The sequence below is a fragment of the Halalkalibacter oceani genome (assembly GCF_023715705.1).
Lineage (GTDB): Bacteria > Bacillota > Bacilli > Bacillales > Bacillaceae_D > Halalkalibacter > Halalkalibacter oceani_A.
Genome location: NZ_JAMBOS010000007.1, coordinates 146107 through 160380 on the forward strand (window position 1 = coordinate 146107; position 14274 = coordinate 160380).

Sequence of the window (14274 nt, forward strand, 5' to 3'; positions counted from 1 at the left end):
TTGTCTCTACATAACGTTGTAATTTACATTGATAGCACCTCTTATACTTTTCAAATGATTCCGTCGTCATCATCTTCAGCATTTAACACAATTATGTTACTTTAACAATGGATGCTTGTTCGTCGTTTTCTATGTTTAAGACTAATGCTGCTTTCCCATCATCAGTAACAATTGTATTTTCTTCTTCCTCTTTTTCCTTCTGTTCTTTTGTGAGTAGTCGATCTAAATGCTTAATCATCCGTTCTAATGTGGCCAATCCGTTCCATAGCTTGCTCTCTAACAGTCGCTCTGCAATCGCTTTTTGTCTGTCAGCCTCAAACTTAGGGAAAAGAGGTAATGGAAGTTGCATAAGTTGTGAGATCATCTCGGATAGATCATCTACTTCTTTTAACGTTTCAACTTGCTTCTCTACTTGAACCGTGACTTGTTTGATTTGTTCTATCTCGATTTTTTCTCCTTCATTTGCTAGTACTTGTTGAATGACGTACTCGCGACCTGCTCTTCCTAGATTAATAAAGTCTTTACCAGCATGTTGAATGGCTCTTTCCATTGTTTTTTCTTCCATGCTTGGCTCACTTTTCTTCTCAGACGGAAGTGAAGCTTCAATCGTTTTAATTTCATTCATGAGCTGCTTTTTTAATGGACACGTTTGAACACCAGAAATTGATCTTCGAAGCTGTTTCGCCTTCTCTTTCGTGTCAACCTTTTCTAGCTGCTCTTTAGCCTCGTACAAACGATGTAACCAATCAATCCTTAACAAAATTTCTTCTTTTTCCTCTACAGCAATTTGAAATTCTTCAGCTTTTGACTGGATCATTTCAAGTTTTGATTGAAGGATATCAACAGACCTTTCTAATTCTAGCAATCTTTTATTTAACTCATCATACAGTAACTTTTCATTTCTATTTTCAGTAAAGCTTAACACACAATCATCTATCACTATTTCTATTTCGTCCACAGATTCAGCGACCGTTGAAGGCAATGTAGTCCACTTCATCATTTCATCATCCTCTCCTCCCTCTATTATAAAGCATCGACCACCCTCTCGAAAGGTAAAAGAGAAATGTGATCCAGTGAATTATTCCTTCAAACTCACAAATCACTTGTTCAAGTTCACCTTGTCAAGCAAACACCATTCATCCAGTAACCGGTTTATAATTTAATTACAATAAATTAGAAACATATCCAACAGTTTCATAATGAAAGACCAACCCGAATAAGATAAACTAAGTAAAGAAATAAGAGTGTGCGTTTATTAGAAATAGGGAGTTACCTCCATACTTTGCGATAACCCCCTTTCCTTTAGAACAGTAATGCCATGCAGTAAGACTTCTTATTCACAAAGAAAAACCCCACAAGTGTTAAACACCTCTGAGGTCATTGGATTCTTTCGACTTCTACAAACCTATCTTATAAATCAGTAAGTTCTTTTAAAAAAGCATTGCGATTAAAAAAGAAAAGGAAATCGAGAGGCAGAAGCAAGGTTCCTATACCAATTCAAAAGGCCGTACCGTCGTTTGGAAATGTTGCTTTGGTGAAAGAAAAACAAAGTAAAAATAAAAGAAAAAACACGGGGTCATTTTGGTGTCCTATTCCCTTTTTTCTTCGATAACAAACAATCAAATGTAATATTTTTGAATATATTCAATTAATAAACTACCATGCAAGGCTAGTGGGTCTGACCCCAATTCCTCCTCTTCACCTGTTCATGTCTAAAAAGTTTCAACGTTTCTTAAAATCATCGAGCATTCAATCCAAAAGAACTGCATATAAATCACCTTGGCAGAATGCTTATGCTGAAAGAGTAATAGGTACGATAAAGCGTGAATGTACGGATCATCTAATTCCGATTAATAGGAAGCACATTCACAATCATTTATCCGATTATATTCATAACTATTACAATACGCATCGACCACATCAAGGACTTGATGGACAAACGCCAATTCCTACTCCAACACATTTACCAGTGAAAGTGGAAGAGGTAAAACTGAAACCTACTCCTGTAATGAATGGAATCTATCATACATACGAACGGGTTGCTTAACCTTTTGCAAATGAATAGATTTTGAGTAAGCCCTTTTAAAAAAATTACTTGAAAAGGCTTTTTTGTCATGCCTATTTTTAGATCCGCATCAATGACCTCAACCCTCCATGATTTCTTTCCAACCATTTACCTAACATTTCAATGCAAAAAAGTAGCCCATCCAAGGGATTTCTTTGAAAAATCTCCTCGGATAGACTTTTTGAAGTGGACAAGGAACAAATCTTGCAGCCTTGGGAAGTAGTTCATAAAAATGCAATGGACTTTCAGCAAGACAATCAACAAAATGTTGTACCAATTGATTCTGCGAATAGTAACGAAACATTTGAAGATCCATTTGCAGAACAGACTCAAGCAACTCCGCCTGAGATAGACGATCTTCCATTCTAACACACAATTATAAAAACACAAAAAGGACTCAGCCACAAAGCTCAGTCCTTTTCTATTTGTCTAGCAAACTACAAAAAGAAGAACCAACCATTTGGCTAGTTCTTCTAGTATTGTTGCTTAACACTTTAGTAGTGTTGAGCGAGTAATTATTCTTATTGAATTGCCGCGATTGCTGCATCAATGATGTCGTTAGCGGCTTTTAACGTTTTAACTTCGTCATCACCAGAGAAGTCAAGTGGGGTTGCTACTCCTGCAACATCTTTCGTTAACCCATTAATATGATCCGCTACTGCAAGCTTCTGTGCAGTTGACAATGCTACATATGGAGCATATCCGTATGTGTCTAAATGCGCCTTAGTAGCATTTGTAGTAGGATTAGCATTTAAATCACCAATTGCATTGAATTCTCCAACTTTAGTTCCGTGATTAGCAATTTCATCTTTCAAAGCACCATCGCCATATGTTGCTGCAGATGTTTTAAGAATAGCATCTAAATCAGCATATCCACCACCTGGTCTATTTTCAATTACTAATTCAGCAACTTCTAGGCGTGCTTGTGATGAAAGGTTGTAAAAGTCTGTAACAACAGCTGTTACACCTGCTTCTGCGTGGTTCTCATTCGCTTCAGCAATATCAAATAATGCTGATCTTACTTGAACAGCAGTAGAAGCTGTATCGTTAATTGTATCTAATGCTACACTTAAAGAAGCCGTATTGTTCACCGTACTAATTGATCCTTGAACATCAGCTACGCTATTTCCAGTTCCAATTACATCAGCATCTAGTTCTCTTGCATAATCAACTAGACGAGAATCGTCTATAGTAGACATTAGGAATTTATCTGCAGCAGCAGTTTTATGGCTTGTGTAATTTGCAAGTTTTTGTAGTTCAGCTTTAAGTGCCGCTCTGTTTGTTGCATTGTCTGTACCTGCAAGAGTTGTAGCTGCTGCTCCTATCTTAACTACTGCATCTTCAACTGCATCACCATCAGCTTGAACAACAATATCATTTTTAATATCATCAGTTCCACCTTGGATGTCTGCAACTAATGTAGCCTTTGTTACGGTGTCTAATGCGCCTTTGTAGAAAGCTTTTAAGTTAGTGTTTAATTCACTAGTCTTCAATGTTGCATCTGGTGTTATGTTTGCATATGCTACCAAAGCATTGTAAACTGAGTTTTCAGTTGTAGCTTCAGCCACTCGGAATGCCGCTTCTTTAATTTTCGAAGCTTCGATTGCATCAGCCTTTGCTGTTGCTGGTGCTACATCATCTTCTATCCATTTCTGGATTAGTGATGTTACTTCTGCTTGCTTAGCTGAAGTATCAGCTACAGTATCCAACCCTGTTACTGGATCAAATATAGCATCATTATTAACTGTATCAATAGCTGCTTGAATTCTAGCTACATCTGTACCGTTTGTTTCCCCAAAATAGTTAGCAGAATCTAAATTTAACATTGGAATATCTGCTACTGTGTCCACGTCTACATCCTGTGCCGCATATTGAGCAATCCAATCTTTATTTACTCTATCAAAGTTAGCTTCAAGAGCAGCTAATAATTGAATTTGATTTGTCGCATCAGCCACAGCTTTAACAACTGCTGCTTCTGCTGCATCATCTGCATTATCTTTGTTTACTTGATCAATAATTTCTTGAACATCAACTGCCCATTCAGGAGTTGTTGTCGCAGTATCAATGGCAGTAGCATACTGACCAATAAAATCTGCGTTTAAGTTCTGGATTCCAGCTTCTGTTAAAAGATTATATAATTGCACTTGGTTAACAGGAGCCGCAGAAGCTGCTACAATATCAGCTACTAATTCTAATTCATCAAAGCTGTATTCTACACCGTTTACAGTCCATACACCAGTACGATCATCGTTTGTAACTGCTTTAACAAAATCAAATTGTGCATTTGTTGCACCTTTTGCTAAGTTTTGAGCAACTACTTCTACTACATTCCCCTTGCTATCTTTTACTTCAACCGTTGCATCCTCAACAGCTTCAGTCAAAGCTTCAAAAGTGATTTCAACATGAGTCGTAGTAATCGCACCTAATCACCTAAAGATTGACAGTGAGCAAAACCGCTTAACCGCACGGTGTCAAAGGTTGTGGCGCTTCTTAATCACACATTGAGAATCCTAATGATAGCATAAACACCATTGTGCATACTGTTAGCTATTACATACTTGTTATACATATAGATTAGCATTATGTTTCTACTAAAATAAGAGTTTTATGTAGCTATTATTCTAGATTATCTATGTCGATTCCAAGGAGATTCAACTTTATAGCAGCTATTTCTTCCTTCTTTTCCGTCGATATTTCTCCAACCTTTTCGTACATGTCTTTTTTTAGCATCGGCTGGGATAGGTGTATTTGAGCCATGCATTCTTCTTTTACATTATCTCGTTCTTTTTCTCCCTCATTTGGATGTAGAAGAACATCAAACTTTTGAAGGAACCTCGTTGTAGTTGTTAGCGGAGCCACCTCAATAATCAGTGATTCCTCATCATTATTCTCTAAACAGTTTTGAACAACTACTACTGTTCTAGATGGATATAATTTTCTTTTCCCATCTATTCTGTCAGTTGGAAGTAATGTAATCAATTCATCTCGTAGCTTCCATATATCCCCAAAAGAAAACTCCCGAGAATCCTTTAAATCATCCCGGGCGTTATAAGTTCTGACCATATTCTGACCTCTTCGTCGCTTCTATAGTATCGTTATAGGAACTTAATATAAACGCTTCATATTCTTTATAATTATCTTCATTTACTTGGAACACTTCTTTTTCTTTCAGCTTCTTTTGGGCGGCTTTTAACCTGGCAGATGAAAAGTTAAACACATTGTTTTTCACTTTTTTCATCCCCTTTTCTAAAGCTTTCGCTCCATAATATTCTCTCATTAAGGAATCGGTTATAGGTCTATCGGAATTTTCATTTGCTGCAAGTCCCTCACGGGTTTTTTGCCAAGGATACTCAGCGTGGTTTATTTCCTCTAATTCGTCAGCACTAAACATAGAATATGCTTCAAGTACCTGGTGTATTCTTGCCACTTTTTCATCGGAGTACTTTCTAAGAAATTCTGTTTTTGTCTCCAAATTCTCAGCAGGATCCCTCCAGATATTAGTATACCCAAATTTCGCATATTTAAAATAGAGGTTCTTCAATACCGCTCCGTGAACCCATGCCTCAAATTCATGGTCAATTAGTCTTTCATTATCTAAAGCCAGCGACCAAGCCTGGCAGTAATACATGAGTTTCTGTAATTTTTTATTGGTTATATTGGTTCCGTTTAAATTACAATATGCAATTATATAGTTTGATAGATCTCCGTATTGGATAAAGCCCAATATTAGCACCCCCAGTTAACGACCCGAACAGATTCTTGTATTATACTAAGTATAACAGAAAAAGCGACCCCTTTACAGAGCCGCCCATATTATTTTATTAACTGTATTGTTTCCTTCTTAGCAGCGCCTTGGCCTCGTGCACAAATCCATGTTCCTGCAATTACTCAATAAGGGCTTTTTCAAATTCTTCGTGAGAATCAATCCCTAACAAGTTATGCTTTAAAAGGTAATCGTCATTGTCTTTTTCGTTATACTTTCCCATGTCCTAGAATGTCCTTTATTAGTGTAGGGGTAATGGAAACCTTTTCATTCGCAAGATCAAGTACTTTTTTCTGCATATCGGGAGAAAGACTCAGATTTTCTAAGTGAAGGTTTTGCAGGACCCTTTTGAATTCCTTTGAATCCAGTTTCAATTCCTTCATACAAACAACCCCTTTCTTTATATATCTTACATTCCCTTTTAGATTAGGAAGACTTTTAATCGATCAATTCACTGAAGCATTTTCTGTCTAATGCTTTCAACCTCTTCTTTTGTCAGTCCAGTGATTTCAATAATATCTTCTGTAGAAAGCCCTTTAATTATTGATTTCTTGGCTGCTCTTTCCATGCTTTCCCTAGCCCCTTCTTCCCTAAAGCTTTCTGCCAAAGTCATGGCAATTTCGCTCCCTTCCGGATAAGTCGTTTCAATTTCATGAATAATGTTATCAATGTCTTTTTTCGTTAAGTTCTTACCTGCACTGAAAATGTACCTCATCAGCGTTTCGAGGTATTCCAATCCAGTCCGCTTATCTTCCAGTTCGTTTAGATAGCTTACCGCCCGATAGATAGACGCCTGTAATCCCTCACCATCTTTTGTGAAGATGTCCCGGAATATCGTGAGTAAGATTCTAAGCTGCGCCTGACCTTTTATCTCTTCATCTGTAAATCTTGTGAGGTCGTAAATCAAATATTCAAAGTTCGGAATGTATTTTTGAATGTCCTCCGGGAGTTCGTTATACCCCTCGATCATATCTCCGAGTTGGGTTTTCACATTCCAGTTGGTTTTTCCGTGATAAATGACTAGCGGAACGATCACCGGCAACTCATTCGCATCTTCTTTTTTTATTTTGGTTTCCCAAATCCGAGTCATGTATTTCAGGAGTTGGAAGGCTGTTTCTTTACTCGTGTAGCTTTTGTGCTCAAAAAGAAAGTAGATGAAACCCTCTTTCTTGTTGATGTTCACTTTAAAAAACAAGTCAGAAAAACTTTCCTGCAATTCTTCGTCAATAAAGCTATCTTTTTGTGGTTCCAATGTGTTCACGTCGATGACCTGCATTATATTTTGGGGCAGATAATGATTCAGGAAGTCCTTGGCGACCCCCACATTCCCTAACGTCTCTTTAAAAAATTTATCGTGCGGATTCTGTATTTTCAATTCACTATCACCGCCTTGGATCATCCATTCATTTTCTTTCATTATACAATTCAAACACAAGAATTTCCACTGGATAAAAGGTATAACTGGGCAGAAACAGCCTTCGATTGAAAAGGCAGCTCTGTCAGTTTATTCACTTCCTAAGCAGTACCTCCACCTCCTGCTTGAACCCGTACTTCTGTAAATACTCGATAAGAGCCGCTTCCACTATTTCCCGCTGGGTGATGTTCTTCTCTTGGCTGAATTCCCCAGTAAGCTTGGCAATCAGGTCGCTCATGTAGATGGCTTTGGTGCGAACCATCCCGGGAACCGCATATCTTGGAAGTTTGCCGTCTTCTCGAACTCCGGTAAGTAGTGTATAAACTTCGTCACGTTTCTCGTAAAGGAACCGGATGAAGGGGATGTACTCTTCAATCCCCTCGGCGGTTTCCCCATTCTGTTTAGTCTTGCCAGATTCCGCTTTTATCTCCTCCGTAGGCAATTCCTTCTTCACTTGTTCAATATAGCCAACGCTTGGCACATAGTTGTTTTTGTGAACGCTCCACTCGAATCCTTTCGATTTCATGTAGTCAGCCATTTCCTTGTGTGTTTCAAAACCAGCGTTTTGGGCGATGGTTCGTGGGTCGGCATCTTCCTCTCCAAAGGCGGCCATGATCGTTTCCGCTCGCTTGGGTGCGTAGGTAACGGACACACTTCGTTTGGGTGGTTTGTCAACAAGCTTCGCCGGGATGTATTGTTGCTGCTTTGGGTCAAAGTGAAAGTTCCGCCGCCGCATAAAAATCTCAAGCGATTTATAGTTTTTATAACCCATTTCACGAGCTACTTCATGCCGATCTTTAAATTTCAACAAGTCGATGATTTTATGCACTTTGGCATTGTATTTTGGTTCTTTGCTTTCCATGGTATCAGTTTCCTTTTATCATAGTAAGTTCACAGCTTCTGCAAGCTTGTCCTTGTCCTGATGTAGGTAGCGTGAGGTGACGGTCAGGTTCGCATGTCCGAGCAATTTTTGAATGCTGACAAGTGATGCGCCTTTCTCCAATAGGTTTGTTCCAAAGGAATGGCGCAGGACATGGGCGGTGATATGCTTGTCCCAGCCAAGTTCCTCGACCGCTTCTTTCAGCAGTCGGTTGACGTAGTTGCCGGAAATGGTACCGGATTTTGGAATGGCGAAGAAGAAGTCGGTTTCAATGTCATCATGTTCTCGGATGTTTTCAATGTAGTTGGTTAAGATGACATGTAGTGTCCGGCTAATCGGGACATCGCGGTCTTTTTTGCCTTTCCCCTCAATAATGTGAAGCACGCTGTTTTCGAGATCGACGTCTTGGAGTTTAAGATTCTTCATTTCTGTAATTCGTCCGCCGGTGTAAAACATGGTCTGAATGACGGTTCGGATGACGGGCTGCGGAATCTTGGTGATGAGCGTCTGCAATTCTTCCTCTGTAATGAAATCGCGTTCTTTCTGGACCACTTTGACGGGCTCCAACAATACTGCATGATTCTTTTCGCAGAGTTCCCTCTTGCAACAATAATTGTAAAAGCTTCGCAAGACGTACACGACCCGGTTTCTTGTAGCTGTAGAAACCCCTCGATTTTTCAGGCTCAACATATATTCCTCAAGGTCTGAGAGTTCAACATCCTCGAGATACACTGGTCCATTGTGTTTAGTTGTAAGAAAGTGGTTGAAATAGCTGAGCTCCGCTTTATACCCCTTTACGGTCTCTCTCGACCGGTCGATGACGACTAGGTTGTGAATAAACTGTGTTATTGCTTGGTTTACCAGCATGTTTAACTCCCCCTTATGTTTTGGTGTCTGTATGTTAAAATTCATTTGCTGTGTTATCAAGTCATTTCTCACTAATAATTAGAGATAAAGAACAGTTGTGTCTGTAAGAGAAAAATAGAACCAAAAAAAGAAGCCTTGAACGTTAAAAGGTTCAAAGCCCGCAAGTTTTGTTTCTTACAAACATATCTATTCCCTTATCATTCATAAGTGTTTCAGATATTTAGGGATGTTACACCTAACAATTATGGATGACTAACTATAATAACGGCATCAAACCCCGCCTTTTTTAACCGTACAACTTGCCGCTCGGCATTCGATTTGTCTGCAAAAGACCCAGCCATCACACGGTAACGGGCACTGGTTGATGAAGAAGCTGGTTTTGCAGGATCAGCAGGTTTTGATGCCGCTGCTTTATACGATACACCTACCTGCGCCAAGATGGCTCTTGCAATCCCGGTGATTACTTGTTGCTTCTTCGCATCCAGTAGCCTGTTATCTGATATGTTGTCAATAAAGCCAATTTCCATCAATACGGCTGGTGCTTTTGTTTCTCGTAACACATGGAAATTAGCAGCTTTAACACCCCGGTTGGTGAATCCCACCTTCACTAGCTCAGTCTGTATTTTTGCCGCCATGCTTTTCGACTTGGTTCCAGTGTTTACATAGGTATATGTTTCTACTCCCTGTGCCTTTTCCGGTTGATAGGCATTGCGGTGAAAGGAGATAAAGTAATCATACTTCTTGCGGTTTTCAAAATTGCTTCGTTCTCGCAAACTCACTGTTTTATCCGTTGTCCGCGTTTCATCCACTGTGATGCCATGTCGACGAATCTCCGCAGCCACTGCTTTCCCAATCGAAAGCACATCGTCCGCTTCTTTTCTTCCTTTATAGACGGCTCCCGGATCCGTTCCACCGTGACCATAATCCAAACAAAGTCTTGTCATTTTTTGTCCTCCTTCGCATGCATTTCTTGAAACAGCAATTTCAGTTTCTCCGGAACCGGCAAACCGACCTTGGATGCATTCTCAATGATGCTTAATGCTTCATTAGAAAGATAGAAAAAGATGACCGCGGTTCGAACGGCACTTCCTTTTTCCAAAATGTATAAATCAACAATGTGTCCAATTCCAACAAAGGCAAAGATCAACACCTTCTTGAAAATCCCTTTAAAGCCAACACGACTGGATAGCTTTTTATCAAGCACTGCCACCATAAGTCCAGTCATATAATCAATGGCGACAAAAACAATGAGCGCATAAATGAGCCCATCAAAGCCACCCAAAAACCAACCGATATACCCTCCAATAGCCGTAAAGATAAGTTGCAAAATGTGCAAGGTGTCCTTCATTAAATTTCTTCCCCTTCTTTCCTCCATAAAAAATAGACATCGTGGGGATGCCCTTTTATCGTCTACTCTCAAGCGTCATGCCTTGAAAGGTAGATTTCAGTTTTTGTGTGAATGTCGGGAGGCTGTTGCCAAACGTGACAGTCAGTTTAAATCCACTCGCTTCATAGATTTCGGTCACTTCTGTTATCCGGGTATCCATCGTGATGTTCCAGTCCTTGTTTTGCACGGTCACGAGATCTCCCACATCCCAATCTTTCTCATAGGCAAATGCCCCGTGCGGGAAAACTTCCGATTGCAAGGAGAAAATGCGCTGGTGTTCAATCAGTTTGTTTTTCCCCCGTTTTACTAGGTCAGCTTGGTTTTCAACATCCCTTGCATCCACAAAAATGACATGCCGTTCAAGACCCGTGCCATCTCCAGTAAAAACAATGTCGCGATTCACGCCTTCTCCCTGTCCGGCCACCACGGCGTAGTTGCTGTAACCGATACAACTATCGATGAATTGCTGGGACATCACATTCTCAAACTCGGGCGAAAAGATGACAGGAGCGTTTTCTTGTTGACTCGCTGAAAAGTTTCTTCCTTTATATATGTCAAAAATCCATGCCTTTGAATCGAGGTCTAAGTAGATATGCCATCCCAAGTTTTCCAGTCTACTTATCTGTTCCAGTTCTTCCGCTAGATTTTTATATCTACTTTGCCATTTAATAGATTCCCCTCGATTTTGGTTTGCAGCAACAACTAGATTGGGGAATGCCATCTCTTCTATATCCAAGCAATTTCGCTGTACATAATTTTTCATAACTGTTTCAGCATCAGCATCTTGAATGTCGTGGGCTTGTCCTTCAGGTGGAATGGTAATTCTCTGCTTTGTTATGGCACCGAGCGTTTCACCTTTAATCGTTACGATTTCCTCTCCCTGTTCATTCGTTTTGATTTCCTTGTAACGAATGATCCCTGTCTTGAAGGAGCTCTCCCCCAGCATGATAATCTGATTGATGTTCAATGTGTCGGCATGTTGCACTTTCCGGTTAGTGACTAACTGAAATTCACCCGGTGCATAGTAGCTACGGGAAAAAGAAAAGGAAAGATAATTGTCGATCTCTCCTTCAAGATCAAGCGTCGGTGTTAATATCCTAACCGGCTTCACGGTTATCCGCTTCTATTTCTTCTGCCAAATATTCAGCGACAGGGATTTGATACGTTTCAGGCAAACGATGGATGGTTCGTCGTTCGGTTTTGATTAAAAAGGCATACACCGGAATCATATAATGGAACATCATGGGTCACCGCCTCCCAGTTGATTTTTTAACAACTGCACTTCTTCAAACAAATTGGCAATCGCTTCAAAGAGGATCACTTTGTCAGGGTCGGGGGACTCGGAAAAGGTTGGAACGTCTTCCACGACAACGATATCTTCCCCCACTTTTTCTAAATGGAACGGTTGTTTATCCACCCATAAAGCCTCGTAATCCTCCGGTACCCCACCGAAGTTCGGAATGACATTGAGCCGAATCTCGTCTTCTACACTCACACCCGTTGGACAAGAACCAACGATTTCTAAATCCGCTTTCCGATAAATCCGAATCACAGCGACACCTCCCACATTCCGGTAAAGTTCACACTTGTCGTTGACGTATTGTTATTTCGATAAACGAGGACGATCTCTTTGTGTTGATGAATGTAGACCGCTTCTAAGAACACATTCGTTTCTTCGATAAACCATAACCGCATTGGAAAACCGCCGTAATTGCGGTAATTTCCTGATGTTAAGTAACTCGATACAATCTGTGCCGCCCCTTTTACCGAGTTAAAATAGACTTGGCAAAAGTTCGAATCGCCTGTTCCTTTCATGAAAAGACTGCCTCGTCTTGCTGGGATTTGTAGCGGAATCCGTTTAATATAAGTGCTTCTCGCTGGAATGGAGACGGATTCGTTATAGTGCCCCGTTGTCACAGGATGAAGGGGAGCCCGCCCTTTCCACGTCACATCCATTGTTTGTAGTTGGGGTGACGGCAGGGATCGCTCTTCCTTCGTTAGCGTCCATTTCAAAATGATGTCTTTTTCGTTAATGGTTTCTAACCGTTCCTCGTTTGCCAATCCGCTTTGCAGGAGATGATCCCCTGACAACCCCTCCACCTGAATATACGCTTTCCGGTTGGAGGAAGGGTTAAATGCAGAGCCTGTAAAAAGATTGGGATGCTCTTCATCAATTACACATCCCAAATAGTTTGGATAAGTCGTATTACCGTCTGTTTGAATGACGATATAGTAGTCAGCTCCCTCCACTAAAAGATGGGCTAACGGTTCGAACTCAAACGAGACGAGATTTGTTTCCACTTGTGGAATGTCACTCGTACCGATTTGGCGAACGGGTGACATACTATCTGTCAAAGCCGCCGCTATTCTTTGGTTAGGTTTTCCGTCTTTTGAGTCATACAGTTCAATGACGGTACTGTATGACGTGGATCGTTTCGCAAGCACCAAACTTCCTTTGATACGATTGTTAAGTGGTTGAAATCCCAATTGAAAATGAACGGCTGCGGGTGATGTATCTGCCACATTCTGTTTTATCGTGGGCACATCCAGCACCGAAGCATCTAACGGAATCGGTTCATTCTTCAAGACATCACAGGTGATGGCTGTCCCTGCTGGTGTCTCTCCTTCCCACGTCAACACACCCCAACGTTCAAACTCTGGAAAGGTTAATGTTTTATAGACACGCCCTTCTGTGTTTTCATAATCAGCTTGAATGCGGAAGGCTAAACTTTGCTCCGGCCAGTCAAGCGTATGTGCCCACTGATTCGTCGATTCGATAAAATGCGTCGTCGCTGAAAAAGTCGGCGGGTGATTGTGATTGATGCGAAATCTTAAATCATCATCTGTAGGGACACTGCATCGGATTCGAATATCAATCGTGTGACCAGGTGTCACGGGTGTGTTTAAGGCAAATGTTTTATACCCTACGGAATCTCCAAAAACGGTCTTCGTAAAACTTCTGGATACCAGTTCCTCATCCAATGTCACGTCAAATACAGAAATGTAAATGTAAGGGTTAGAAGAATAAGCAAATTTGACGACGGACAAATACAATTCAATGGCGTGAATATACGTCAGGTCTTGAGTCAAGGCGGGCAAAAGCCGCTGCCCAATCTGGTATCCGGTTCCCGAAATTTTGACGGTTGAGCCGGTATAGTTATCAAAAATAATATTTTTTGAACCGGAAAGCGTGATCTCTCCTGCTGCGTAACTGCAGTTATCTGTCAACACGTCCTCGAATCCAAACGTCTGTTGATAGGTTCCGGCATAATCGAGCACATCGTTTTCAAAGTCTTCTTTCGTCTGAAACGTCGCATTTTGAATACCATCAAACCACTGTTGCCATTCGCCTTCGAACGCTTCGATTAAATGGGATGCATCGATGTGAATCAGCGAGTTCACTAAACCACACACATCCGTATCAAACCGCTCATCGTGGATGGCTGACTCATCAAGATAGCTTTTCCCCTTTTCCACGACAATGTGGGCAAGGGACAGTTCGAATACGTTGCCGTCTCTCGTCAGCTCCGGGGCTTCAGGCGTTTCACTCGGCTCACCTGTCAAAACAAAAGCTTTCACATATCGGTTCTCCAGTCGTTTGTCTAAGCGAATAATCACCCGATCAATCCGATCCTTTTCCGCATCAGCTGCAGCAACTGGTAGGACGAGCGGTTCCGTATCCACTTTATACAAATACCCTTCCAGCCAAGCATAGCCAGGATGGATCATAATCGTCATATCCATACCTGAACTTGTTACTTGCAAATTTCCTCCGCCATTAAAAATACCGCTGGATACGAGTTGCCGGAAATACTCAGCGAACTCATCAGCGGTATACGTTCGTTCATCTTCACCATCGATGGAATCGAAAAAGCGATATTGTTCTGCCAACATAACC

At 40.9% G+C, this 14274-nt stretch carries 16 protein-coding genes; 2 read left to right on the plus strand and 14 right to left on the minus strand.

The features are described from left to right. Positions 1-91 precede the first annotated feature (91 nt). Positions 92-997, minus strand: coding sequence for a hypothetical protein (locus tag M3212_RS09500; protein WP_251193727.1), 906 nt, complete (start codon positions 995-997; stop codon positions 92-94). Between the two features lie 711 nt (positions 998-1708). Between M3212_RS09500 and M3212_RS09505 the strand changes: the two genes are divergently transcribed. Both M3212_RS09505 and M3212_RS09510 read left to right on the plus strand, forming a co-directional pair. Then, entirely contained in the window at positions 1709-2047 is a 339-nt protein-coding gene (locus tag M3212_RS09505; RefSeq protein ID WP_251193779.1) for an integrase core domain-containing protein, read from the plus strand. A gap of 204 nt (positions 2048-2251) precedes the next feature. Beyond that, on the plus strand, positions 2252-2434 hold the full coding sequence (locus M3212_RS09510; RefSeq protein WP_251193728.1) for a hypothetical protein: 183 nt from the start codon (positions 2252-2254) through the stop codon (positions 2432-2434). Between the two features lie 152 nt (positions 2435-2586). Here the strand turns inward: M3212_RS09510 and M3212_RS09515 are convergent, their stop codons facing one another. The 13 genes from M3212_RS09515 to M3212_RS09575 form a co-directional block, all read right to left on the minus strand. Further along, complete coding sequence (locus M3212_RS09515) at positions 2587-4446, minus strand: hypothetical protein (RefSeq protein ID WP_251193729.1); 1860 nt, start codon at positions 4444-4446, stop codon at positions 2587-2589. Between the two features lie 235 nt (positions 4447-4681). Continuing rightward, positions 4682-5128 carry a type II toxin-antitoxin system PemK/MazF family toxin gene (locus M3212_RS09520; protein ID WP_251193730.1) on the minus strand — a complete coding sequence of 149 codons (447 nt, stop codon included), beginning with the start codon at positions 5126-5128 and terminating at the stop codon, positions 4682-4684. Continuing rightward, a complete protein-coding gene (locus M3212_RS09525; RefSeq protein WP_251193731.1) occupies positions 5112-5789 on the minus strand; it encodes a Panacea domain-containing protein in 678 nt (225 codons plus the stop codon). Before M3212_RS09525 ends, M3212_RS09520 begins: the two co-directional genes overlap by 17 nt. Positions 5790-6037: 248 nt before the next feature. Continuing rightward, on the minus strand, positions 6038-6211 hold the full coding sequence (locus tag M3212_RS09530; RefSeq protein ID WP_251193732.1) for a Zn-dependent hydrolase: 174 nt from the start codon (positions 6209-6211) through the stop codon (positions 6038-6040). Between the two features lie 68 nt (positions 6212-6279). Then, on the minus strand, positions 6280-7245 hold the full coding sequence (locus M3212_RS09535; protein ID WP_251193733.1) for an Rpn family recombination-promoting nuclease/putative transposase: 966 nt from the start codon (positions 7243-7245) through the stop codon (positions 6280-6282). Positions 7246-7336: 91 nt separating this feature from the next. Beyond that, a complete protein-coding gene (locus M3212_RS09540; protein ID WP_251193734.1) occupies positions 7337-8104 on the minus strand; it encodes a hypothetical protein in 768 nt (255 codons plus the stop codon). Between the two features lie 18 nt (positions 8105-8122). Next, positions 8123-8989 carry a tyrosine-type recombinase/integrase gene (locus M3212_RS09545; protein WP_251193735.1) on the minus strand — a complete coding sequence of 289 codons (867 nt, stop codon included), beginning with the start codon at positions 8987-8989 and terminating at the stop codon, positions 8123-8125. A gap of 242 nt (positions 8990-9231) precedes the next feature. Next, positions 9232-9933, minus strand: coding sequence for an N-acetylmuramoyl-L-alanine amidase (locus M3212_RS09550; RefSeq protein ID WP_251193736.1), 702 nt, complete (start codon positions 9931-9933; stop codon positions 9232-9234). Further along, on the minus strand, positions 9930-10337 hold the full coding sequence (locus M3212_RS09555) for a phage holin family protein (RefSeq protein ID WP_251193737.1): 408 nt from the start codon (positions 10335-10337) through the stop codon (positions 9930-9932). The genes M3212_RS09550 and M3212_RS09555 overlap by 4 nt, the downstream gene beginning before the upstream one ends. Before the next feature lie 55 nt (positions 10338-10392). Further along, a complete protein-coding gene (locus M3212_RS09560; protein ID WP_251193738.1) occupies positions 10393-11487 on the minus strand; it encodes a siphovirus ReqiPepy6 Gp37-like family protein in 1095 nt (364 codons plus the stop codon). Then, positions 11474-11620 (minus strand): CD1375 family protein, encoded by a 147-nt coding sequence (locus M3212_RS09565; protein ID WP_251193739.1) that lies wholly within the window; start codon positions 11618-11620, stop codon positions 11474-11476. The genes M3212_RS09560 and M3212_RS09565 overlap by 14 nt, the downstream gene beginning before the upstream one ends. Beyond that, a complete protein-coding gene (locus tag M3212_RS09570; protein ID WP_251193740.1) occupies positions 11617-11928 on the minus strand; it encodes a hypothetical protein in 312 nt (103 codons plus the stop codon). Before M3212_RS09570 ends, M3212_RS09565 begins: the two co-directional genes overlap by 4 nt. Continuing rightward, positions 11925-14267: a hypothetical protein gene (locus M3212_RS09575; RefSeq protein ID WP_251193741.1), complete on the minus strand. Its 2343-nt coding sequence runs from the start codon at positions 14265-14267 to the stop codon at positions 11925-11927. The genes M3212_RS09570 and M3212_RS09575 overlap by 4 nt, the downstream gene beginning before the upstream one ends. Positions 14268-14274 lie beyond the last annotated feature (7 nt).